A 23,357-nucleotide genomic window follows, 5' to 3' on the forward strand; every position below is an offset into this window, starting at 1 on the left:
CGTATCCGTCCGAGGAACCCCATCTTGTATGGGATGATTTTATTTAGGTTGGTATTCTTCCCAGTTTGATGGGAGAAGTTGATAAAGGTCTTTTTGCTTGTGGGATTGGATTCTTTCGAACACGTCCTTGAGCCAATCGAACTCGTTGATTTTATTCTTTTTGCAACTTGCCATGAAGGAGTACATAGCCGCTGCCATTTCGGCTGCCTGATGGGATCCGGCAAAAAGATAAGCTTTTCTACCTACCGCCAACGGTCTTACTGCATTTTCAACTAAGTTGTTGTCGATTTCCATCTGCCCGTGCAAGGCGTATGCACTTAATCCAGCCCATCTTTTGTGGGCATAAGCTATAGCTTGTCCCATCGGACTTTTAGGTCTGTAGCTATACTGCTTTTCTTCCAGCCAGTTTCCGAGGTTTTCTAGAATGGGTTCCGCATGTTCCTTTCTCAATGCTGTCCGTTGTTGCCACCCCATTGAATCATCCCGCATCTTCGCTTCCAGAAGATAGAGTTTCTGGATTTCGTCGAGTATATAATTAGCCTGTTTTTCATCGTCCTTTACAGCATCCACAAACTTCCGTCTGGCATGCGCCATACAGAAAGTCAGATGGATATCCGGATGATCTCCAAAAAGTGAATCATAGACTGCAAAACCATCAGTTTGGATGATACCCCTAAAGTCCGCAAGCATTTTCTTGGGACCTGACTGATCCCTGCCTTTTTGGTAATCGAATAATACAAGCCTGTCCACAGGGGAATGATAAAGCCACATGTACCCCTGATGGATATTGTTTTTGTGGTCCCTGTCCTGGACTTTTATCGGTGTTTCATCTACCTGGAGATATTTTTGGTTGACCACAATCAGCCGAAGCAGTTCCCAAAGTGGTTTGAGATGATTCCAGCCTTTCATGATCCAATCCGATGCACTCGAAGCGGGGATGCGTACACCCATTTTGGAGTATTTATCTATCTGTCTGTGGAGTGGCATCCCATAGACGTATTTGTCAACAGTCATCTGGGCGATTACCGACTCGGATGGAATCCCTTTTTCTATCACCCTATCAGGAAGCACCCCGATAATGATGCCTTCACCGTTGGATCGGGCATACTTAGGGCGGATATAACGCTTTACATAGAATGATGCAGGGACTACCTCAAGCACTTCAGTCACTTCTTCCCCTATTCTCACGCAGTCTTCTGTAGATTCGGATGGCTCGATCACCACATCTTCTCTTCTAAGTTCTTCGGGAAGGGACATACGCCCTGAACCTTTCGACCTTTTCTTCGGAGTGGGCTTTTCGGTCACAGGTATAGATTCAGAAAGTTCTTCCTGTACTGATCTGGTGGTACCAAGTTCAAAAAGTCCCAACTGGTCATCTCCCACATTGTTTGTGCGTTTCTCACTCTTAAATCCAAAAAGATGTCTGCGGAGTTTGTCGAGTTCGAACTGCTGGTCTGAGATAATCTCTTCTTTTTTCAGCAGGTTTTCTTCTTTTTCAGATATAGTCAACAGGGCTTCTTCGTACAGCTTTTTGTAGTCTTTTTCCCCGTTTTCCATGAGATAAAGATACTGAAAAAAGTGGTTTTAGATACATTTTGAGGCTGTTTTTATACTCAAAAAAGAACTTTTTTTAAGTTCTTTTTAACGCATCATAGCGCTTTCTGTAGCTCACCGATTCAAGCCTTACCCCCTGTAAGAGGAGGCTCAATTGACTGCTCGTAATTGAGTTTTCAGAGAGTATTGGGCGCTCAAAAGTCCCTTTCTCGAGCTTTTTGATGTACATGGCAAAACCGTCCCTATCCCACTGAAGGATCCGGATCTGGTTTGATCGTTTGCCAATAAAAACAAAAACATCCCCATTCATCGGGTCAAAGCCAAGTTTGTTGCGGACCAACCCAGCAAGAGAGTTGATCCCGAAACGCATGTCGGTTGGTTCTTTGTACATAAAGTATCTTGTAGAACTCGATAGTGCAAGCATTAAACAAGCTTTTTGATCGATTCGACATCAACCTTTCCGAAGAACTCAATACTAACTCCCGAAGGATAATTGATTTTGAGAATAGGTTCTTTCTGAAAAACCATCTCAGGGTTGACCAAAGAAAAACCTGAATCAAAAGGAGAGTTATCCTGTTGCCCTTCAAACTTCCTGCACCAATAATAAAAAGATACTCTTGAAATACCTGCTTCTGATGCAAATGCAGCTTTGCTTAGTCCTGATCCCTGCCACTTGGTGAACAGCTTGTAATATTCGTCGTTGCTAATCTTTTTCATGACGCAAGATTACAACCCAAACAGTAATTAGAAAAGATGGGGTTTATCGGACGGATACTGCAAAGCCGAATCCTCCTGTGCCAAAGCATTAAACATAACTTTTCTTGTAGCATAAACATAGCTTAGAATTCTTTTTTGAAGACCCGTGTCTTTAATAGTTTTGGCATATGATATAGCCTCTTTATTTCGCTGAAGTGATAAATTGATAAATCCTAATTGATAATAATATTGAGAATATTCTTGGTGAAATAATGATTTCAAATAGTTGTTATCTATCAAATCTATAGATTTCTCAATCTTTTGGAGATAAGAATAACTCTCATCAAATCTCCCAGATGCCCATAAAACATTTGCTAAATGTATCTGAGACCAAATCCTTAATTCTAAATCTGATTGAGCTTCCTTACTACCTAAGACATCAAGTAAATAAACAGTTGCCTTTTCAAAATCAACAGAATTCCTTATTAATAAATACTCCTCTTGTATGCTTTCATAGCCAGTTGTTTTTGAAAAACACTCCACTGTGTGGATAAAAAACAATACTCCAATCAAAAAAAATAAAACAAAATAATACTTAATCATATAAACATTGGGTAAATTAGCAGGACTTAAAATAAGTAGAAAAAACTATTTTTCAAAACATTTGATTACATGTTACTCATTATAATGTACAAAGATTAAAATGAAGGGTAGATTATCTCATCATTCCCTCTTTATCTTTTTATAAAAAATAATTCAGCTAGCTTTTTTAATAACAAGACAATACATATGATTAATATTTAAAGTATAGAAAATCAACCTTTGTATCATATAACAATTAAAATAATCGAATTAGATCCTAATTTAATTTATAAAAGAGTTTTAACTTTTTCTTATTTGCAAAAATAAGAAAAATCATGAAATTCAGAAATCTGTATGCAAACGTGATACCGAAAAAAAAATAAAACACAATCTTAAGGTTTCTGATTAACAAAATGAATTGATGACAAGCCCCATATTTCTGCATGGTTAAATGAAATAAAGAATACCTGTAGTGACAAGATGAATAAAAAGTATAAAATCATACAAAAGTGACATAAAATTCGCTTGTACAAATTAATGGGGGCTTCTATATCTAAAAGGAAAAAGTATTCCATCACCCTTGGAATATGCCTAAAAAATGTCGAAGCCCCCAAAATCTTGATACATGTTAACTACACAAACTGTATTTCTATTTATGATTCAAAATATTTTTATAGTTTATTGGTATGATTCAGACAACATAAACTTTCCCACCTCACTATTACAAATATTTCAAGCATTTATATTTACAAACACCAATAATATTACCTAATTACTTAAACTATTACAAGCAACAAAAGTATTTTTTTTAGCCACAGAATACAATTTTAGAACTACTCAAAACTACTTAAAAGAAAAGATCTAAATAAAAAATGTTGATAGAAATTCATTAATTCACATACTCCTGAAATAATACTGAGCACTTTTAATTTAAAAATAGATTCATTTTTTGTTGTAAAAACTTATAAATGTTAAACTTTGATTGTTTATTTATCGAAAATTCATTTTATGTATATCCGCACTCTTACCTGTAGCCAAACAAATTGATATAGCTTAAGTCAATTGATGCACTAATAGCTATTCAACCAATAACCCTCTTACACTACACCTAAGTTCACAGGCATGGCGTAAATAACGATTAACCATATGTTTTATCTTATCCGAAAATTCATCTGCTTAAGTCATTGAGGATAATCACTCAAAAGCATAAAACCATTTTAAACATCAATATCGTTCGTTCAATTTTTAAACCTATTTGACTTAATACGCTAATCTTAAAAATGTTTCATCGTATCTTTTTACCTTTGAAAAATCAAATCATAAACAATAAAAATGAATAAGCTCTCAAAGTATTTTAAAAGAACTTTTGACGATTATAAAGTTCTTGTACAAGTTAATCCGCAGGATTGGACAGGCATAGAGCTGATTGTACATCCTGATGGTAAAATTGAAAAAACGGAAATGCAATTTGATGAAGAGGTATTCGAAGATTTGGCAGTAGATGAATTTGAGGAGAATGGTGCTTTGGAATTTAATTTGTATCTCAAAGGAGTAAATTAAAAAAACTTTAAAATTCAGTATTTCACAAAAAAGCCTGACAACATTCAGATTTATCAGGCTTTCTTGTGAAGGGTGACTTTAGATTTTATTATTCATTATTATTTTCATTTCTAGGCTGCTGTGGCATCCATGCTGGAACCATTTCTCTTTCTTCTAATTTGATTAATTTGCTATCCTCAAATGTAGCAAGAACATAGAAAGTTTCTCCTCTATTGACTCTGTATGTTGTAAATTCCCCATCTAAACTACTCAAAACAGCACTTTTGTTTTGTCTTAAGAATTGCCTTTCCGACATTCCTTTAGAAAACTCTGCCCTTGGACCAAAAACAGTACATGATCCTAATAATAAAGCTAACGCTAAAACAATTGTATACTTCATAATCTTAGTTTGTTTATTTACTGAAATGCACAAATATACTGCCACATTTTTTTAGACTGAAAATAAGCATATTAACAAACAGTTGTAACTAATTAGTCCCAACTTTCTTGGAATGGAGTAATTTTAAACTACCTTTGTATCGGCGGTACGACCAGCTCCTGCTGAATCCCCCAGGTCCGGAAGGAAGCAAGGGTAGGCGGTCGTAGCGGTGCGATACCGCCTCTTTTTTTATCCTTTCCTTAAAATTCCCCTCAAATTTATTTCAGTATTAAATCTCTTCCTTTCTCTGTGGGAGGAAAAGTCAAAATGACTTCTAAGTCACATCGATCCCGAAAGGATTCTTAAGGGAGTTCTTGTTGCATATTTGAAACAGGAATGTGTATATTAAAATTGGAGTATGAAATTCGGTACTAGATTTCTCCCTATTGTCGAAATGACTACTAAGTCAAGAAAGGTCTCACAAGAGCATTGCTTGTATCACCCTTTCTTATCTCTTACATAGATCAATTTAAATCTTCCTTTTTGATTTTCCCTTTGTTCAACTTCAAATCTATCAATGGAAGATATCAATGGTGTCAATTTCTGAAAACCGTAATTTCTAGAATCAAAATTTGGTTGCTTTTTCTGAAGTAGGTTACCGATATCACCCATAAATGCCCAACCTTCATCATCAGCCAAATCACCAATCGTAGAAGCAATCAACCTGATCAATTTAGGGTTTATCTTATCAACTTGAGGAGCTGGTGTTTTCTGGTCTTTCTGTTCCTCCTGATTATCTGATTGAGTTCGGAGGATTTCGAGATAAATAAATTTGTCGCAGGCTACTATAAATGGTTCTGGCGTTTTCTTTTCCCCAATTCCAATTACAGTCATTCCTGCCTCTCTAAGTCTAGTAGCAAGTTTGGTAAAATCACTGTCACTGGAAACAAGACAAAAACCATTTACTTTCTCCGAATAAAGAATATCCATGGCATCAATAATCATTGCTGAATCAGTAGCATTTTTCCCAGTTGTATAGCCATACTGTTGAATTGGATTGATCGCATTTTCGAGCAAAACATTTTTCCACTTACCAAGATGCGGTTTGGTCCAATCACCATATATTCTTTTGATTGTAGGATTTCCATATTTGGCAATCTCTTCCATCATTTCCTTGACTTGACCAGATGGGATATTGTCTGCATCAATTAATACCGCAATCTTTATATCAGTATTCATATTTGTTTTTTTGGCTTTGCTCTTTGATAAAAATCAAATATACACAAAGCATAGCTTTGGATACCCCATAAACTTGAAAACCTATGATGATTATCCGCTTCCTTGCAAAGAATGAAGGAAGCAAACCATCTTGTTAGAGATAATCTGAAACTCTTAATTGATGAGAATCGAAGAGAATGGAAAATCTATCGTTGGAAAAACTTTGATGGCTTATAGAAAAGAAGTAAATAGGAAAGAACCTTAAACCTAAATAAAGAACCTTAAACCTAAATTTTGGTTTTCCCACTTTTATATTTAGAAATAAAATTGACTGTAAACACATTTTCAATTTTACTAATTTGTATTTTAGTTGCTTTATTAATCTTTAACTACTAATAAAATGATCGTATCAACGACTCCTTCTTTGGAAGGATATGAAATTACAGAATACTTAGGTATCGTATCTGGAGAAACTATAATTGGAGCAAATCTTTTCAAGGATTTTTTTGCAAGCATCACAGACATCGTCGGTGGACGATCTTCATCTTACGAAAGGGTTCTTCGCGAGGCAAAATCTATCGCATTGTCAGAAATGGAAATGCAGGCAAGAGCCTTTGGCGGGAATGCTGTCATCGGGATCGATTTGGACTATGAAACAATCAGGGACGGAATGCTAATGGTAACTGCCAGTGGTACTGCTGTAAAAGTCAATAAGAAAGCTGTCTAAATGATTTAAAACAGGAAGCAATACAGCCTAAAGCCCACAGTCAATTTTTAATTACAAAATTTGGCTGTGGGTATTTTTTTTGATGGTTTATACATTATGAATCCACTGTAGCAGATAGCCACAAAGCAAAGCTCCATAAGTACCTACAGCATATCCCAATACTGCCATTAAAACCCCTACAGGAGCAAGAGAGGGATTGAAAGCTGATGCTACAATCGGTGCAGAAGCTGCGCCTCCAACATTTGCCTGTGAACCCACAGCCACAAAGAAGAACGGTGCTTTGATCAGGTAGGCTACCAGCAGCATGATGACCACATGGAAAAGCATCCATAATATCCCTATCAAGAAAAGGATGGGGTTATCAAAGATAGCCATCAAGTCCATTTGCATCCCAATGGTCGCTACCAAAACGTAAAGCATGACTGAACCCAATCGAGAAGCACCAGCGCCCTCCATCTCACGAGCTTTGGTAAATGAAAGAATCAGCCCCCCAGTGGTCGCAATAACCACAATCCAGAAGAAGGTAGAGTTCAAAGAATACTGATTCAGCTGGGGATAATTTTCTCCAATAAAAGGTGCCAGATTATCTGCTACCAAATGTGCCAATCCTGTAACTCCAAATCCAACTCCAAGAATCTTCATCGTATCTGCCATGGTTGGGATTTTCAAGATGCTATCACGGTACTTTTCAACTTTTTCCTGCAGCTCATGGATTGCAGAGCTGTCTGCTTTGAACAATTTATCTATTACTCCAGGTTTAGCTGCCCAGTAAAGCAAAACAGCCATCCAAACATTGGCTACTATCACATCCACAGCGATCATTTGGGAAAACAAACTTGGACTTGCACCAAATATCTCCAACATGGCTGTTTGGTTTGCTCCTCCACCTATCCAACTCCCAGCAATAGTAGATAATCCCCTCCATACTTCATCAGGCCCTACTCCACCCAAAATCTCCGGATAAACCAAAGAAATCACAAACAATGCCATGGGTCCTCCCAAAATGATCCCTAAAGAACCTGCCAAAAACATAATCAGCGCTTTTGGTCCAAGTTTGATAATACCTTTGAAATCTATACTGAGCGTGAGCAACACAAGTGAAGTTGGAAGCAAATATCTTGAAGCCATAAAATACAACCCTGAATATTCTCCAGATATCACTCCAAATGAATTTAACAAGGCTGGAATAAAATAACATAGTAAAATTGAAGGAACTACGCGATAAAACTTTTTGAAAAATGTATTTTCACTATTAGATGTTGAAAAAACCAATGCCAAAATAATCATCAGGATACCAAAAACTACAGCATCATTGGTCAACAAAGGGATATTTTCTTCCATTATATTTGGGGTTGATTGAATTACATAAATACACTAAATGCCCGAAAAGCCAAAAAAAACCAATCAGTAATTTTCCCAAAGGAACATAAATTCCCCAAGCATCATTGCTGTAGCTCCCCAAACCATTTCCTTTTCTATGTCAAAGTATGGAGCATTTAGCTTCATTTTGTCACGAACAATAATTTCTCCCTCTTTCCTGATATTCAGATCTGTCAACAAATCGACTGGGCAGGAAATAATCCGATCTACTTCAAATGGATCGGCTTCAAACATTGGCATTTCTTCTACAAACCCAATAAATGGAGAGACAAGGAAATTACTTGGTGGGATATATAGGTCTGATAATTTCCCTAATAAATTGACAGAACTTTGACTGACACCAATCTCCTCCTCAGTTTCCCGCAGAGCAGTTTGCGATAAACCTTGGTCTTGCTCCTCCCATTTACCACCAGGAAAAGAGACCTGCCCTCCATGAACACCATCATAACTTGGTCTTTTTATAAAAGGAACCAAAGTGTCATTTTCACCAGGATAAAACAACATTAAAACAGCTCCTCTTCTGGGATTAATTGGCTGATATTCGGAAAACCTCTTTTCATCCACTGGCTTAGGAGCCATACTTATCTGCCCTAACCTACCCGGGAGTGGTTGAGAAAGCATTTTATCCAACTTCTTTATAACGTCTTTAAAATCCATTTACCAAACTTACACCTGTAAACCTCTTTAGCAAAAAACTCTCTCTTTTATATTCCTTTGAACTTATTGGACTATCATATTGAGTGACTATTCCATCTTTGGGATAGATCAGCCAAGCTTTTGGCGAAACACCATTTTCATCTTCAAAATGACCTACTACTAGCAAAATATCAGAAGTCAACCAAACCATATCTTCAAATGCACCGGAAGGTCCCATAAAGAGCAAACGCTCACGCATGCCATCAGTCCTAAAATATGTCACTTCTGAGTCTGGATTGAAATATGGATTCCCTTCTTCTGGAAATACAATTTTATAACTGTAAATATCAACAACCCCTTGCCCATCAGGTTGTTTTTTGAGGTAAGGATAAAAAGGGCTTCCTTGTGTGATGTAAAGCTCTTCAGGTCGCTCTATACTTTCAATAGTATCTTTACGTGAAAATTTAAAAGTACCAAGTTCAAAATCTGAATCAACACTTTTCCAATGGCGTGACCATTCAGAAAGTTTTTGAAATCCCATTCCCAAAAGTTGGGTCTCTTCATCCAAACCACTATAAGGTTTTCCCTCTTTAGAAACTTCATTTTCGTCATTTTTAGATGAACAAGAGAAAATTGAAATTAGAGCAATCAGAATTAGGGAATTAATGATTTTATTTGGAGAATCCATATAGAATTTTGATATCAAAACGAATGGTAAAGAAACATAAAATCTTATAAAATCAAAAAAGGTTCGAACATTGCTCGAACCTTTTCTATCTCTCAAACCTATTAAACCTATTGTAGATATTCATTGAATGAATAACATGCAGGAAAGGTAGAAAATGTTTTTTTATTGTCCAAACAATCGATTGCGAAAATTTTATTTGGTGATTGAAAATATATTATAGCATTCCATTTACCCCCTAATTTTAACCTTTCAAAAATACTTTTTACCATAAAAATTCAGAAAATTTCATTCAAATTAATTATGGATGTTCTTTCTTTTGAATTTTACGTTGAATAAAAAAATCATTTAAACACCATCCTTATTTCAAGATTTATTAATTTCGATTTTTCAAAATTCGTAAAGCCATAAACTTTTATCAACATAAATCATTATGACAATTCCCAAAGCTATAGAATTTTCCATCAAGAGCATCACATTAAGTTTCGAGAACTATATCGATAAGTTCAACGAATTGACAAGATTGGCCCCGAATTTTTTTGCTGAAAGAAATTGGTCAGCTATGCATGAAAATCAGAGAAGGAGACTCCGTATTTATAAAGATTTTGTGAAGGTTTGTGTCTTATCATTACAGGAAAATTTAGGAAACCACCTTTCGAATGAAAACTTTTGGAAGGAAGCTAAAATCCAATATTCAGCCAACATTTCTGCTCGGAAAGATAAAGAGCTCGCGGAAACATTTTTTAATTCTGTCATACGGAAAGCATATCCCAATTTGGAAATCAATGAAAATGTAATGTTTGTTCATGAAGGCTATGACACTTGTGACCTTCATCCAGTTGAAAGCCTTTATCATAGCTATCCATCTTCTTGGGGACTTCAGAAAATCATTCGCAAAATCATTGCAGACTTTGATTTCGGCGTTACTTATTTAAATAAAGAAGAGGATATACAGTATCTAGTCAAAGCAGTTAGGGAAGTAATTCTGACAAGATATGAACCTACCAAAGATACAGTCACTCAGGTTCTAAAAAGCGTTTTTTATCGAAATAAAGCTGCATACCTTATCGGTAGAACAAGGGTTGGTGGAAAATGGATGCCTTTTATCATCCCATTTCTAAATGGTCCAAGCGGGGTTTATGTTGACACAATGATTTTTGATCCAAGAATCATGGCGCACATGTTCAGTTTTAGCAGGTCTTATTTTATGGTAGAAGCCGAGATCCCGTCTTTGATGGTCTCATTTCTAAATGCAGTTATAAGCCACAAACAAGTCCATGAACTTTATAATGCCATAGGTTTCAATAAACATGGGAAAACAGAATTCTATCGTGATTTATTAATTCATCTAAATGAAAGCGATGATAAATTTACCATAGCAGAAGGGATTTTGGGGATGGTAATGACAGTATTCACATTACCAAGTTACAACATTGTATTCAAACTTATAAAGGATCATTTTGAGCCTCCAAAAAACATGACAAGGCAGGAGGTTCGTGAGAAATACAAGCTCGTATCATTACATGATCGTGTAGGAAGAATGGCTGATACTCATGAATTTGAGAACTTCCATTTCCCGTTAGACAGAGTAGACCCTCGACTTGTAGAAGAAGTAAGAAACACCACAAATTCACTTTTGGTAATTAAGAATAATAAAATGATTATCAAACATCTATACACTGAGAGACGGATGATCCCTTTAAACATCTACTTGGAGCAATGTAGCCATGAAGATGCGAAGCAGGCGGTAGAAGAATACGGAAACAGTATTCTTCAACTTGCACAAGCGAACATTTTCCCTGGGGATATGATGACAAAAAACTTTGGTGTGACGCGACAAAAAAGAGTGATTTTTTATGATTATGATGAAATAGAATTTATGACAGATATGAATTTCAGATGGAAACCAAAAGCAGAAACTTACGAACAGATTTATGCTTCAAGCCCTTGGTATGACATTGCAAAAAATGATGTTTTCCCAGAGGATTTCAAGAGATTCATGATTGGCAGAGCAGATGTAAAAGAACACTTTTGGGAATTCCACAAAGACTTATTCAATCCCGATCATTGGATAGAAATGCAAAACAAAATCAGATCAGGTGAAATTCTCCATGCATTTCCTTACCCAATTGCAATAAGGTTCAGACCAAATGAAGAAATTTAAAAAGGATAGCCAATGGCGAAGTTGAAGATTAAATTCTCTCTCCGCCAAGTTTTACTTCCAAAGTCAAAAGAATTCCCCCAACGTTCATTTTCTGGCAAATATGGAACCCTAAGTGGAGTGGCAAGGTCAAACCTTATCACAAAAAACTCTATATCTATTCTTGCTCCGAAACCAGCTCCTACAGCCATTTCATTCCACCAATTGGATGTGAATTTCCCTCCTGGCAAAGCTTCATTTTCATTGATTAACCAAACATTCCCTGCATCCATAAACAAGGCCCCCTTCAAAACGGAAACCAGTGGAAACCTATACTCTATATTCCCTTCCAGCCTAACATCACCTGCTTGGTCAAAAAATGATCCCAAATCTATCTGTTCTGGTCTATATGTACCTGGTCCCAAGCCACGAATTCTAAAAGCCCTAACACTATTTGGCCCACCTGAGAAGAACTGCTTGACAAACGGTAACGATTCTGAATTACCATAAGGTAAACCAGCTCCACCAAAAAGCCTTGTCGCTATTGTATGCTTTTCATTCAATCTGAGATAATATCTAACATCTACATCAGCTCTGGAATATTGAGCAAAATTGAGCCCTAGGAAAGTCCCAGGTTCTCCTCCTGTAATGGATTTGGCTAGATTCAATCCATTTCCTGCTAGATCCAATGTCGTACCTATAAAAATACCATGGGTTCGAAATCTATCTGACAGCTTATTGTAATTGAAAGTATAATTGATACCTGCTATAAACTGCTGCTCAAAACTCCTTCTAAGGAAAGGGTTATTATCCAAAATCTCTTCAAACTCAGGTGATGTTCTTGAAAGGTTCACCAAATTTAAACTTATTGGATTGATCTCGTGATAGACAAATCTATTGGCATTCCAATAATACCCATAGTTTGCGGAGAATGTATTCAACCTATAGAGGCCTCCCCTATTTTGATATTCCGTACCCAAGCTCATTTTGGTTTTTGGCACAGAATAGCTGAATTTCTCTTTGATAGGAAGAAAGAATACTACCCTAGGAAAAATCAAATCTGCTTTCAAACCCAATTCTATAGAGTTCAATCCAGACAATTGACCTCCTGCAATTTGATTTTCGTATGCAAACTTGGCAGTCAAGTTCATCGTTTCCCCTCCTTTGAATAAATTTCTATTTCTATAAATCAAATTTAAGGCAGGTCCAGCAAAATTGTTTGACTTGGAAACTCCCTGAAGTTCAACTCTTACCGATCTTTTATTCATGGGTGACAAATAGATAACAGCGTCTAAATTACCCTTGGTAACGCTGTCTTCGAGCTCCTCATACCTCAGATTTACAAATCGATAATTACCGATTGAGCTCAGACGATTACTTGTCAATCTTGATTTTTCGGGTGAATACCTTGCCCCTTTTTCTAAAATAATATATTGCTCCAATAAATCAGGCTTGAAAACCTCAACTCCTTGGATAAAATCCTTGCCATCAACAGTGACTGTATCAATCTTATCCTCCTCTTCCATCACAGAATAATTTGGGAAAACTCTAATATTGTTCACTGTATATGGAATGATTCCATTACTGGGAGTATTTGATCTAAACCTTAAAAATAGATCAAATTCTCTCTGGTCATTTATATTTGTATCTGCTTCAAATATCAAATAGTTTGGGTTGAAATTGTAGTATCCCAACTTCTTCAATTCATCATCGATTCTTTGTCTTTCACTTGTCAAAACAGACAGATTAAACCGCTCTCCTTTTTTCAATTCCGATTCCTCCATCAACTTTATGATTTCCTTATCTACTTCCAAGGAATCCCTATCAACACTAACTTCTCGGAGCAAATATGGCTTTGAGACTTCTACTTGATAATCTACGGAGGCAAACTTATCACTTCGCTTCACTTCAGAGGTCGCAGTAGAATAGAAGAAGCCATTGTTTTCCAATCTGTTGAGCATCAATTCTTCAGTTACACTTGGGTTTACTTTACTGAAATAAACTGGTTCTTCTCCAAACCTTTTTTTCAAGAATCTATTGATAAAACCTGGCTTTTCCTTGCTTCCTTTGTAGTGTGTCCATAACCCAAAGTACATACCCAAAATTTTACTGTTTGGCTCTGGTCTGACCAAGCCTTCCAGCTCAGACTTCAATGATTTGAAATCCTTGATTGACTCCTCAGATTGTAAATCCAAGTCAGATCCAGTGTATAAATATTCATCTTCAGGTATGAATTTTTTCACACTACAAGCCTCTGAAAAAACAAGCAGCAAACAAAAAATAACTATTTCTTTGGACTTAATTTTCATCTTCCTCCTTCTTTATATTTTCGGAATTCTCCTCCTTAGTTTCGCCCTCCTCTTTTTTCTTCTCTTTTTGACCATTTTCCTCATTGAGTTTATCAATGGGGTTTGTCTTGCCTTTGTCTGCTTCTACTCCTCTCCAAAGTTCAAAAAACTGATTAAACTCCCTATTGAAAATAACTCCAATGCCAGTAATAATCAGTTGCCCGTCTATTATACTTTCAAATTGATTCTTCCTAAAAGCTCTCAGCCTATATCTTTCATTCTTGGTTAGAATATATTCCAGACTCACATTTCCAAGTACAGCATTGGCTTGTTCAGGATTTTGGGAGCTTCCTTCCACATCTACTTGGCTACCAACTTGGACAATCAATCTATCATCAAACAACCGTTTTCTGGCGCTTACATTGAGTTGCGTTCTATCTTGTGCGCTTCCTCCTTGATAGTCTGTAAAGCTATCCAAATCAAAATCCAACTCTAAACCTGAGTTGCCAAATACACTGCTCGACAAAGCATTCAGTTGCCCCGAAAGAACCTGGCTCACACTATTCCTTGCAATGGCAGATGTACCTCCTCCTGAACCATCGCTTCCTGTAGAAGGAAAAAACCTATTAAGAACCAATAAGGAAAACACTTGCTTATTGAGTTCATCTTCTTGTTCGTTTACTTGCAAAACCCTACTGTAAACATTTCCTCCAAGTGCACCTCTTTGCTCTTCTGGCATATCAAGTCTAAATGAAATCTCTGGCCTGAGCAACTCGCCATCGACATTCAAGTACACTGAAAAAGGCAACTCTTGCATAAATTGAGTTCTAGACTCTGTATTAGATCCGGAAAGCTGGGATGCCATCAACTCCGTAGCGGCTGTTCGCACAGTGTAAATAGCTGAAATATTTAAATTCGCATCCATTGGATCACCATTCCAAGTAATCCTACTGCCAGAAGCTATTTCAAATCTACGACTGACTAGATTGTACAATGACATTTCATAATGACCCTTTGTGATTTCATAATTTCCACTTAAGGTCATCCTTCCATTTGGGTTGATTTGCAGATTCAAATCAGCCCTTCCGGAAACTTCCAGATTATCACCAGATCGCTCATCCACAATGATCTTAAATACTGCATCAGGATCAATTTTCAAAACAGACCTAATATCATAACCAGCAAATGAACCAGTAACTTCATCTCCTTGACGTGTAAGGATATCAAAAGGATCTTGTCTGTTGACAAATTGTACTATCCCATCCCTTTCTACAATATCCAATTGAGTCTCAGGTATGATTACCGTAAAATTCGTTCCTTCTTTGATACTGATGTTAGCATTGACTCTTGGTAAGTTCAAATCACCTAAGACCGTCACATCTGCATCTAAAATTGCACTCCCAAAAAACAAATCATTATCTTCTCTACTTGAGCTAACTGCTTTGAAGCTGTTGGCTTTCAGCTTGAGATCAAAACTTGGATTGATATAGCTTTCTGTTTTCACAGATCCATCTATAACGAATTTTTGACCTTCTGAATCTTGTAAAGTGAAATTATCCAAATAAACTCCTTCGTTATCAATCCTTATCTTTTCATCAGGCAAGAGATATTTTGAATTCAATTGAGAGACCAAGAATGCCGCTTGATTAAAGGCAAATTCACCTTCATACTTTGGAGCAGTGGTAGTTCCTGATGCATTAATTTTACCGGAAAGGAATCCTGACGCATCCCTTAACTCTGAGCCTGCAAGATCTGCAATGACTTGCATCTCTATTTTATTCAAATCCAAATCAAGATCAAATTCCCCTCCAGCCTCATCTGCGATAAAACTTCCTCCCAAATCCAAATCAAACCCACCATCCTTCAAGGCCAATTCAAGTTTGTAGTCACCTAGTTTTTCAGATACAGCATCCAATGAAAGGTTACCCAAAGGAACATCCAAAGCCTTGAGTTCAGCAACTTTTAAGTTTGCCAAAAGACCAATTGCTCCAAATGGATTCTCGACAACCAGTCTACCATTGAGGGTACCTCCTGCAATAAGTTCATCTGGATTGAGCAAACTTGTAAAGGTTTCTAACCTAAAATCCTTAAATTCTATTGCAAGGTGCTCTTCTGATACATCGTCCAAATCATCCTTGATCCGTAGTTCTTGATTGTTTCTAAAGAACCTAAATTCTTCAAAATGAATAAAATTTTCCGCCAAAAGAATCTCATTGTTTTCTGGTATCTGCCACTCCCTTTTGTTCAGCAACAAATCTTCAGGTGAAATATGAACACTCAATGTATCGCCTTTCATCCCTATATCAGTAGCTACATGGACTAGCCTCTCATCACCATCAAATGAGTTGAAGTCAAAATACAATCTTGAATCTTGCAACTCACCCGTGAAATAAGTCCTATCCATAGATAATGGTCCAGTCACAAGTTTCATAAACCCAAAAGCCAAATCCAAATCTTCTTGATCTGATCGTACCCTGACTCCCAAACTATCCAACTCAATTCCTGAATATTTCAGATATGGGAAATCCACGTTTGCATCAAGTTTACTTTCTCTCTGATTGAAATCTACAGTGATTTTTGCTGTATCGAGTTTTTCCAACCCTTGTAAAAACACCTGATTTAGTATTGGAGCTTGATTTATCGTCAAGTTCAAATTCATCATTACATCTCCCTCTGCAAGCAGGCTGGAGTCTTGTTCATCAAGATACCTTTTCAAGTGCTCACCTATGGCATCACTTAACAATTGTGGTGAAGTATTTGACCTCAATTTACCATTGACCAACAGACTTTTAATATCCAGACTCGTGGAGTCTTCTCTTATCATTGCTTTGAGATCTAGGTTTCCAATTGGATAACTTCGTTGCTCATAGACCATGATTGCATCTTTCAAGTTAGTCTGCAAATCAAAACTGCTTGGATTTCCTTCAAACTGTGCTGTAAACAAAAACTTACCCCTTAGGCTTTGTGGGAAAAATCCAAGTTCATAAAAATCAGCTCCTTTTAGATCCAAATTGACATCTATCTTGGAGTTTATTGAATCTAGCTCAAGTTTTGTCAACAATTCAAAATTCAAATACTCATCTTCAAGGGCTAGCTTAACATCACCAATACCATTTTCCATCTGGCCCTCCAATACCATTCCTGAATAATCATTGCCATTGATTTTTAACCTTTCAAAATTGGATGTAAGCTCTGCATTCAGGTCATTTATGGAGGTTCCGCTTCCAGAGCTTTGGATCTCAAATGTCAAAGTATCCAAGCCAGGATTATCCAACAAATTCCCCAATTGCAATTGATCAACTTTGATATTTGCCAAAAAAACTATTTGCTCTTGATTCTTGAAAGCACCATCAAAATTGATTTTGCCCATTTCAGTTTCAAGAAATGCTTGTGCTTTCAGATCATCAACCTGACCTTTCACTTCTGCATCCAATGCAAGGCTCTCAGGTAAGTTAATCCCACCTAGACTTTGCTGATCCACGAACTTTAGAATTGTTTTCTTATCTGTCTTTATAGAAATTTCAGGAAAATCAAATGCCAACAAATCCATATCCAAAAGATTGGATACGTTCCCGGAACTTGAAAGTCTAGTTTCATCCCAACTCACTTCCAAATTTGGAATATCCAATGAAGCTATGTCTCCTCTAGCACGAACTTTCATTCTTACTGGATAAGAAGCTAAACTTTTTATCATTTCGTCATTCCTAAGACTTGGCTCAAAAAAGTAAGCATCTCTTATATCACCCAAAAACTGGCTTACCTCAATATCCAATGAACTACGGTCCGGTGATTCAATCAAGGCTTGGATGGAGTTGTATCCTAGAGCCAAATCTGCCCGAAGCTTACTTCTATTTGTCTCAATCCTGAAATCATCAATCTCTATTGATTTATTGTCGAGCTTGAGCCCTGTGGTAAAAGTCCTTAATTCAAATCCTCCAGATTCTTTAAAATTGAATTCACTTATATTTAATCCTGCCTTTTCATTTTTTAAATATACATTATCCAAAGTCAAAGTTAAGTCATCAAAAATCATTGCTTCAGGATTAAAGAATCCTGGTCTCGGCTCAACATCCTTTGTCTTGAATTCAATCCTGTTTTCCTCCAAATTGATTAAACCTACATCGACTATCCAATTTGGCCACTCGAAAGGTGTAGCTTCATTTTGTTCTGATGAATTTGAAGCAACTGATGGGGTGGAAAAATCATGAAACAATATCTTAGATTTCAATAAGGACAACTCCTTTACCATCACTTTTTGGCTTGCCAAATCGAACTCGGGCACTTCCAAATGCAAATCTCCTATAAACACATCTGCAAGTTGATTCAAGACTTCATCATTGTACACCAATGATACATTTTGTATCAAAAAATTATCTAGTGAAACCAAAGCCATTGCTTCCGATTCAGACTCTTCTACTTCTGAAGGTGAAAATGGCTTAGTTTGTTTGTAACTAATCTGACTATCTTTTATTTCAACATTTCTAATATCAAATTCCAATTTTTCCAAATCTAAAAATGGGATATCAACATCCAGACTCCCCAATAACAACTTCGCATCCATACCCATATTTTCATCTAGATATATCAAATCAAAATTTCTCAAAGAAATAGGGTCTATTGATATTTTCATTGGTTCCGATTCAGTCTCGGATTGACTTACTTCGGTATCTTGGACGTTTGTAGTATCAGAAACAAATGCGTCAATCAAAAAATCATAATTAAACTTCTCTGAGTTTTCTTTTCTGATGACGCGAGCTTTCAATCCGTCCCATTCAAGTTTGGATATATGAAGGTCCCCTGAACTAATAAAACTCCACAGACCAACCCCTACCTCAAGGTCTTTAGAGTACAACAATGTATCACTTTGCATATCCTCAACATAGAGCCCCTCTAGTGAAAAGTTTCCACCAAAAGTTAAGAAAAGTCTATCAATTTCTATTTTGGAGTTGGTCTTTTGCGAAAGATAGGATGTTGCTTTGTTCACGACTATCCCTTGCCCCCAAGGGCTTCTGATAAAAAATATCAGAGCTATCAGGATCACCATGATGCTCAGAATCAAAATACCTGAGATTTTTAAAAATTTGCGAAGAAGCTTTTTGATGATATTAGTTGGGTTAGAAATGAATTAAGATTCAAATATAATATTATCGTGAATAAATAGGGCAAAAATAAAGCCACAATCATTTTGGTTAGGAATAGAATTAAAGATAATTTAAGAACCCCAAGGCTCCCTAAATTGTAAGACAAAGTTTTGGTATGTATTGTTTTTTAGCTAACAAACTTTTGAAAGAGTCGTGTTAACCATATTTTAAATAAATACAACAAAAAACCTGTCATTTTGTCGGTATTTACTTAATTTTGCAGATTGAAATTGACTATTACATGGAAAACATCATCAAAGACATTGATATTATAACATCTGAAGAAGCTCAAGTTTGTGATTACAAGACTACTGAAGATGAAAACACAGGTAAATCCAAAAAAATTTATATAGAGTCATATGGGTGTCAGATGAATTTTTCTGACTCTGAAATCGTCGCTTCCATCATGAAAGACAATGGATTTGACACAACATCTGATTTCAATCAAGCTGATGTCATATTCTTGAATACATGCTCTATTAGAGAAAAGGCTGAGTTGACAGTAAGAAAACGACTTTCACAATTCAACAACATAAAGAAAAACAAACCTGAATTGACCATTGGGGTGCTCGGTTGCATGGCGGAAAGGTTGAAGGAGAAATTGTTGGAAGAAGAAAAATTGGTAGATGTGGTGGTAGGCCCAGACGCATATCGCGACCTTCCTAATTTGGTCTCTGAGGCGGAAGATGGAAACAAAGGCGTAAATACTTTTCTTTCAAGGGAAGAAACTTACGCAGATATTTCTCCTGTAAGGCTAAACTCAAACGGTGTAAGTGCATTCATTTCCATTATGCGTGGTTGCGACAATATGTGCTCTTTCTGCGTGGTTCCATTCACAAGAGGAAGAGAAAGAAGCAGAGATCCACATTCAATAGTGAAAGAAGCACAGGAATTGTTTGATAGAGGATTCAAAGAAGTGACTTTGCTTGGTCAAAATGTGGATAGCTACAAATGGTCACCTGAAGAAAATAACAAAGCCCGACTCAATAAAAAAGAAGATGCTGTAAGTGCAGTTATCAACTTTGCTAATTTATTGGAAATGGTAGCGAAAATTAGCCCGCAGTTAAGGGTAAGGTTTTCAACCTCCCACCCTAAAGACATTACAGATGAAGTGCTTTATACCATGAAAAAGTACGACAACATCTGTAAGTATATTCATTTGCCTGTTCAGAGTGGGAACTCTAGGGTTTTGGATATGATGAACAGAACTTATGATCGAGAATGGTACTTGGAAAGAGTCTCAAAAATAAGAGAGATTCTTGGTGAGGAATGTGGGATTTCTTCTGATATGATTACTGGATTCTGTACCGAAACAGAGGAAGAGCATCAAGATACACTGACACTGATGGACATTGTGAAATATGATTTTTCCTATATGTTCTATTATTCAGAAAGACCAGGCACTCTCGCTGCGAAAAAATATGAAGATGACATTCCTTTGGAAACCAAAAAGAGAAGGTTGAATGATATTATTCAAAAGCAGAGCCTACTATCTGAAGAAAGAAATAAATTAGACGTAGGGAAAATCCAAGAAATCCTCATTGAAGGGGAATCAAAAAGGTCTGCAGAGCAGCTGAAAGGAAGAAACTCTGCAAATAAAGTAGTTATTATAGAAAAAGGGAATTTGAAGAAAGGTGATTATGCTATGGTGAAAATCACTGATTGTACTCCCGCAACACTTTTTGGTGAAGTCATTTCCTAAGATAAAAAATACACAATGATCACAGCGTCAGAAATTCAAAGTGTAAAACAAAGATTTGGAATCATAGGGAATAGCCCTTTGCTCAATCATGCCATTCAGGTAGCGATGCAAGCGTCTCCAACTGAAATGACAGTATTGATCACTGGAGAAAGTGGAAGTGGAAAAGAATCATTTTCCAAAATCATTCATTCACTTAGTGTTCGAAAGCATGGAAAGTTCATCGCTATCAATTGTGGAGCAATTCCAGAAGGCACAATAGACTCAGAGTTATTTGGACATGAAAAGGGCTCCTTTACTGGTGCTCATGAAGCTCGAAAAGGATACTTTGAAGTGACGGACGGCGGTTCAATATTTTTGGATGAGATTGGTGAAATGCCACTTGGAACCCAAGCTAGACTGCTGAGGGTCTTGGAAAATGGCGAATTCATCAAAGTTGGGTCGTCCAAAGTCCAAAAGACAAATGTTCGTGTCATTGCAGCCACCAATGTTAATTTGATCAAAGCTGTAGAAAAGGGTAAATTCAGGGAAGATCTTTATTACAGGTTAAATACAGTGCCGATTTTTGTACCACCACTTAGGGAAAGAGGGGAAGATATCGTCCTATTGTTCAGGAAATTCACCACAGATTTTTCTGAAAAATACAAAGTAAAACCTGTTTCTTTGGACGAAGATGCAAAGACACTGTTGATGAAATTCCCTTTTCCTGGAAACATCCGACAGTTGAAAAACCTAGCAGAGCAGATTTCACTGTTGGAGCAGGAAAGGGAAATAGACGCCAATACTTTGGGCAGGTATCTACCGACAGGTCAGACAAGGTTGCCAGCTGCATACACAGGAGGTGGCTCTGGCAAAGATAGTAGCACTGATTTTTCGGAAAGGGACATACTTTATAAAGTCCTCTTTGATATGAAAAAAGACATGCACGAGTTGAAAAAGCTGGTTTTGGAAAGTTATCAATCAGGCGGACTGAACTCATCGATCATCAACAAGCATCAGAATCTTTTCGAGGATTTGGATTCACCTGTTTCCTTTGAAGAGACAAACTCTAATGTTCCTTCTGTCAACATGCCATTGGTGATAGATTCCCAAAAGAACGAAAACAATATGGATGATTATGAAGATGAATCCATAGAAGACATCATTCACGAAGAAGATGACAATTCACTTTCTTTGGAAAGAAAAGAAAAAGAAATGATCATACGTGCGCTTAAAAAACATAATAATAAAAGAAAATACGCTGCAAGTGACCTCGGAATCTCAGAAAGGACGTTATATAGAAAAATCAAACAATATGACATTGAATAAAAAGAAAGCTTGCTCCTTGGTTTTTGTTGTGGGTTTGGTGCTTATTTTCAATGCTTGCTCTGTTAAATACAGCTTTACAGGTACTAATATCAACTACGACATCACCAAGACCTTTTCTATAGAGAATTTCTTCAATGATTCTGGTGGTGGCCCAGCGAATATGGGACAGCAATTTACAGAATCACTTAAAGATTTCTATCAAAGAAATACACAATTGGAATTGGTAAGGTCTAATGGTGATCTACAGCTATCAGGTGCCATTTCTAGATATAATATCGCTCCTCAAGCCACAGTCACAAGCACAGACCCGAATGCACCCGATAGAGCGGGCCAAGAAAGGCTCACAATTGTGGTAGAAGTCGAATTTATAAATACCAAAAATGAAGAAGAAAATATCAAAAGAAGCTTTTCATTCTTCAGTGATTACAATCCTAGAACCACCTCTCTACTCCAAGTAGAAAGCGTGTTGATTGAGGAAATATTTGAAAACATTATTCAGGATATTTTCACAGCTACTGTAGCCAATTGGTAAAAATGCTTATATTCGAGATCAATTATCCTAAACACAAGTGAACGCCAAACAGTTTTTAGATATTGTCAGACAAGGAGATCAACTTAGTAAGGATCAAGTAAACAAGCTATTTAAGCTTCACCAAAACTTTCCTTATTTCCAGATCCCTAATGTTTTGTTAGCCAAATACGAGTTTCAAAAGTCAAATGGCAAACCATCTGATTTTTTGGCCTGGGCTGCAATCAACAGTCCCGATAGAGCTTTGTTGAGATCATTGATTGAAGACTCATCTTCGATTGGAAAAATGTCATTCCAAAATCAAAACAAAGAAATTAACGAAGTACCTTCTTTAGAAGGTTCCAATGTAGTAAATGATGATGCAATTAAAAAGGAGTTGATCCCAAAACCAACTCAAGAGCAAGATTCCTCCCAAATAGCTGGGGTTTTGAAAAAGCTAGATGAAGATCTTAAAACAAATCCTTCGGCAAGTGCCACTCCTGACAATTCAGAGAAAAAACAAAGAAAAAAACGATCAGGATCTGATGATTTGATAGAGACGATTCGAAAAAAAGAGAAAAAAGAAATATTAGATATAAAGAAAAAAGAACAAATTGACATTATTAAGTCATTTAGTAAGAAGGAGATTAAACTTGCTACTCTAAAGGAAATTGAAAATTTCCAAAAGCAAAGCGACCTTTCTGAAAACAGCACAAAACTAAACCCAAATCTAATATCCGAATCATATGCAAGGCTACTTGCAAAACAAGGAAAAAATAAAAAAGCTAAAGAAATTTATCAAAAGTTAATAGTGAAATTTCCAAATAAAAGCACTTACTTTGCGGACTTGATTAAAGAATTAGAGAATAAAAATTAA

18 protein-coding genes and 1 other RNA gene are annotated in these 23,357 nt (G+C 36.6%); 8 read left to right on the forward strand and 11 right to left on the reverse strand.

Annotation, left to right across the window (positions count from 1 at the left end; all coding sequences use genetic code 11):
* Positions 1–39: 39 nt before the first annotated feature.
* From tnpC to MM213_RS11935, 4 genes are all read right to left on the reverse strand, one after another.
* Positions 40–1,557 carry an IS66 family transposase gene (gene tnpC, locus MM213_RS11920; protein WP_241412567.1) on the reverse strand — a complete coding sequence of 506 codons (1,518 nt, stop codon included), beginning with the start codon at positions 1,555–1,557 and terminating at the stop codon, positions 40–42.
* Positions 1,558–1,630: 73 nt separating this feature from the next.
* On the reverse strand, positions 1,631–1,978 hold the full coding sequence (gene tnpB, locus MM213_RS11925; RefSeq protein WP_241412569.1) for an IS66 family insertion sequence element accessory protein TnpB: 348 nt from the start codon (positions 1,976–1,978) through the stop codon (positions 1,631–1,633).
* A complete protein-coding gene (gene tnpA, locus MM213_RS11930; protein ID WP_241346003.1) occupies positions 1,978–2,271 on the reverse strand; it encodes an IS66 family insertion sequence element accessory protein TnpA in 294 nt (97 codons plus the stop codon). The genes tnpB and tnpA overlap by 1 nt, the downstream gene beginning before the upstream one ends.
* Before the next feature lie 27 nt (positions 2,272–2,298).
* The gene (locus MM213_RS11935; protein ID WP_241412571.1) at positions 2,299–2,853 is read right to left on the reverse strand and encodes a tetratricopeptide repeat protein; all 555 of its coding nucleotides are present in this window, start codon (positions 2,851–2,853) and stop codon (positions 2,299–2,301) included.
* A gap of 1,311 nt (positions 2,854–4,164) precedes the next feature.
* Here MM213_RS11935 and MM213_RS11940 point away from each other — a divergent pair.
* Positions 4,165–4,392, forward strand: coding sequence for a hypothetical protein (locus MM213_RS11940; protein ID WP_241412573.1), 228 nt, complete (start codon positions 4,165–4,167; stop codon positions 4,390–4,392).
* Positions 4,393–4,480: 88 nt separating this feature from the next.
* Here MM213_RS11940 and MM213_RS11945 read toward each other — a convergent pair whose 3' ends face one another.
* On the reverse strand, positions 4,481–4,771 hold the full coding sequence (locus MM213_RS11945) for a hypothetical protein (protein ID WP_241412575.1): 291 nt from the start codon (positions 4,769–4,771) through the stop codon (positions 4,481–4,483).
* A 138-nt stretch (positions 4,772–4,909) separates the two neighbouring features.
* Here MM213_RS11945 and ffs point away from each other — a divergent pair.
* Positions 4,910–4,998: signal recognition particle sRNA small type (gene ffs / locus MM213_RS11950), an RNA gene on the forward strand.
* Between the two features lie 250 nt (positions 4,999–5,248).
* On the opposite strand, the gene MM213_RS11955 is transcribed toward ffs, so the two are convergent.
* Complete coding sequence (locus tag MM213_RS11955) at positions 5,249–5,989, reverse strand: NYN domain-containing protein (protein ID WP_241412577.1); 741 nt, start codon at positions 5,987–5,989, stop codon at positions 5,249–5,251.
* A gap of 379 nt (positions 5,990–6,368) precedes the next feature.
* Here MM213_RS11955 and MM213_RS11960 point away from each other — a divergent pair, with 379 nt between their 5' ends.
* Entirely contained in the window at positions 6,369–6,695 is a 327-nt protein-coding gene (locus MM213_RS11960; RefSeq protein ID WP_241272873.1) for a YbjQ family protein, read from the forward strand.
* An 87-nt stretch (positions 6,696–6,782) separates the two neighbouring features.
* Here MM213_RS11960 and MM213_RS11965 read toward each other — a convergent pair whose 3' ends face one another.
* The 3 genes from MM213_RS11965 to MM213_RS11975 all read right to left on the reverse strand — a co-directional run bounded on the left by MM213_RS11965 (position 6,783) and on the right by MM213_RS11975 (position 9,399).
* Positions 6,783–8,036, reverse strand: coding sequence for a DUF819 family protein (locus MM213_RS11965; RefSeq protein ID WP_241412579.1), 1,254 nt, complete (start codon positions 8,034–8,036; stop codon positions 6,783–6,785).
* Between the two features lie 63 nt (positions 8,037–8,099).
* Positions 8,100–8,732, reverse strand: a complete 633-nt coding sequence (locus MM213_RS11970; RefSeq protein ID WP_241412581.1) for an NUDIX hydrolase — start codon at positions 8,730–8,732, stop codon at positions 8,100–8,102.
* Positions 8,722–9,399 (reverse strand): bifunctional isocitrate dehydrogenase kinase/phosphatase, encoded by a 678-nt coding sequence (locus MM213_RS11975; protein ID WP_241412583.1) that lies wholly within the window; start codon positions 9,397–9,399, stop codon positions 8,722–8,724. Before MM213_RS11975 ends, MM213_RS11970 begins: the two co-directional genes overlap by 11 nt.
* A 430-nt stretch (positions 9,400–9,829) precedes the next feature.
* Here MM213_RS11975 and aceK point away from each other — a divergent pair, with 430 nt between their 5' ends.
* On the forward strand, positions 9,830–11,560 hold the full coding sequence (aceK, locus tag MM213_RS11980) for a bifunctional isocitrate dehydrogenase kinase/phosphatase (protein WP_241412585.1): 1,731 nt from the start codon (positions 9,830–9,832) through the stop codon (positions 11,558–11,560).
* Here aceK and tamL read toward each other — a convergent pair.
* Together tamL and MM213_RS11990 are read right to left on the reverse strand one after the other, a co-directional pair.
* Positions 11,557–13,845, reverse strand: a complete 2,289-nt coding sequence (gene tamL / locus MM213_RS11985) for a translocation and assembly module lipoprotein TamL (RefSeq protein WP_241412587.1) — start codon at positions 13,843–13,845, stop codon at positions 11,557–11,559. The two genes, aceK and tamL, sit on opposite strands and share 4 nt — an antisense overlap.
* Complete coding sequence (locus MM213_RS11990; RefSeq protein WP_241412589.1) at positions 13,835–18,868, reverse strand: translocation/assembly module TamB domain-containing protein; 5,034 nt, start codon at positions 18,866–18,868, stop codon at positions 13,835–13,837. Before MM213_RS11990 ends, tamL begins: the two co-directional genes overlap by 11 nt.
* Positions 18,869–19,206: 338 nt before the next feature.
* Between MM213_RS11990 and miaB the strand changes: the two genes are divergently transcribed.
* From miaB to MM213_RS12010, 4 genes are read left to right on the forward strand one after another with little or no spacing between them, the layout of a single operon-like run.
* Positions 19,207–20,667, forward strand: a complete 1,461-nt coding sequence (gene miaB / locus MM213_RS11995; protein WP_241412591.1) for a tRNA (N6-isopentenyl adenosine(37)-C2)-methylthiotransferase MiaB — start codon at positions 19,207–19,209, stop codon at positions 20,665–20,667.
* Positions 20,668–20,682: 15 nt separating this feature from the next.
* Positions 20,683–21,972 (forward strand): sigma-54 interaction domain-containing protein, encoded by a 1,290-nt coding sequence (locus MM213_RS12000; protein ID WP_241412593.1) that lies wholly within the window; start codon positions 20,683–20,685, stop codon positions 21,970–21,972.
* Positions 21,959–22,504: an LptE family protein gene (locus MM213_RS12005; RefSeq protein WP_241412595.1), complete on the forward strand. Its 546-nt coding sequence runs from the start codon at positions 21,959–21,961 to the stop codon at positions 22,502–22,504. Before MM213_RS12000 ends, MM213_RS12005 begins: the two co-directional genes overlap by 14 nt.
* A 37-nt stretch (positions 22,505–22,541) precedes the next feature.
* Entirely contained in the window at positions 22,542–23,357 is an 816-nt protein-coding gene (locus MM213_RS12010; protein WP_500790161.1) for a DUF8458 domain-containing protein, read from the forward strand.

Source organism: Belliella alkalica, from assembly GCF_022549785.1.
Lineage (GTDB): Bacteria > Bacteroidota > Bacteroidia > Cytophagales > Cyclobacteriaceae > Belliella > Belliella alkalica.

Bases quoted from the DNA above. Each gene is read 5' to 3' on its own strand.
- tnpC (WP_241412567.1), bottom strand. From the start codon at position 1,557: ATGGAAAACGGGGAAAAAGACTACAAAAAGCTGTACGAAGAAGCCCTG.
- tnpB (WP_241412569.1), bottom strand. From the start codon at position 1,978: ATGCTTGCACTATCGAGTTCTACAAGATACTTTATGTACAAAGAACCA.
- tnpA (WP_241346003.1), bottom strand. From the start codon at position 2,271: ATGAAAAAGATTAGCAACGACGAATATTACAAGCTGTTCACCAAGTGG.
- MM213_RS11935 (WP_241412571.1), bottom strand. From the start codon at position 2,853: ATGATTAAGTATTATTTTGTTTTATTTTTTTTGATTGGAGTATTGTTT.
- MM213_RS11940 (WP_241412573.1), top strand. From the start codon at position 4,165: ATGAATAAGCTCTCAAAGTATTTTAAAAGAACTTTTGACGATTATAAA.
- MM213_RS11945 (WP_241412575.1), bottom strand. From the start codon at position 4,771: ATGAAGTATACAATTGTTTTAGCGTTAGCTTTATTATTAGGATCATGT.
- MM213_RS11955 (WP_241412577.1), bottom strand. From the start codon at position 5,989: ATGAATACTGATATAAAGATTGCGGTATTAATTGATGCAGACAATATC.
- MM213_RS11960 (WP_241272873.1), top strand. From the start codon at position 6,369: ATGATCGTATCAACGACTCCTTCTTTGGAAGGATATGAAATTACAGAA.
- MM213_RS11965 (WP_241412579.1), bottom strand. From the start codon at position 8,036: ATGGAAGAAAATATCCCTTTGTTGACCAATGATGCTGTAGTTTTTGGT.
- MM213_RS11970 (WP_241412581.1), bottom strand. From the start codon at position 8,732: ATGGATTTTAAAGACGTTATAAAGAAGTTGGATAAAATGCTTTCTCAA.
- MM213_RS11975 (WP_241412583.1), bottom strand. From the start codon at position 9,399: ATGGATTCTCCAAATAAAATCATTAATTCCCTAATTCTGATTGCTCTA.
- aceK (WP_241412585.1), top strand. From the start codon at position 9,830: ATGACAATTCCCAAAGCTATAGAATTTTCCATCAAGAGCATCACATTA.
- tamL (WP_241412587.1), bottom strand. From the start codon at position 13,845: ATGAAAATTAAGTCCAAAGAAATAGTTATTTTTTGTTTGCTGCTTGTT.
- MM213_RS11990 (WP_241412589.1), bottom strand. From the start codon at position 18,868: ATGGTGATCCTGATAGCTCTGATATTTTTTATCAGAAGCCCTTGGGGG.
- miaB (WP_241412591.1), top strand. From the start codon at position 19,207: ATGGAAAACATCATCAAAGACATTGATATTATAACATCTGAAGAAGCT.
- MM213_RS12000 (WP_241412593.1), top strand. From the start codon at position 20,683: ATGATCACAGCGTCAGAAATTCAAAGTGTAAAACAAAGATTTGGAATC.
- MM213_RS12005 (WP_241412595.1), top strand. From the start codon at position 21,959: ATGACATTGAATAAAAAGAAAGCTTGCTCCTTGGTTTTTGTTGTGGGT.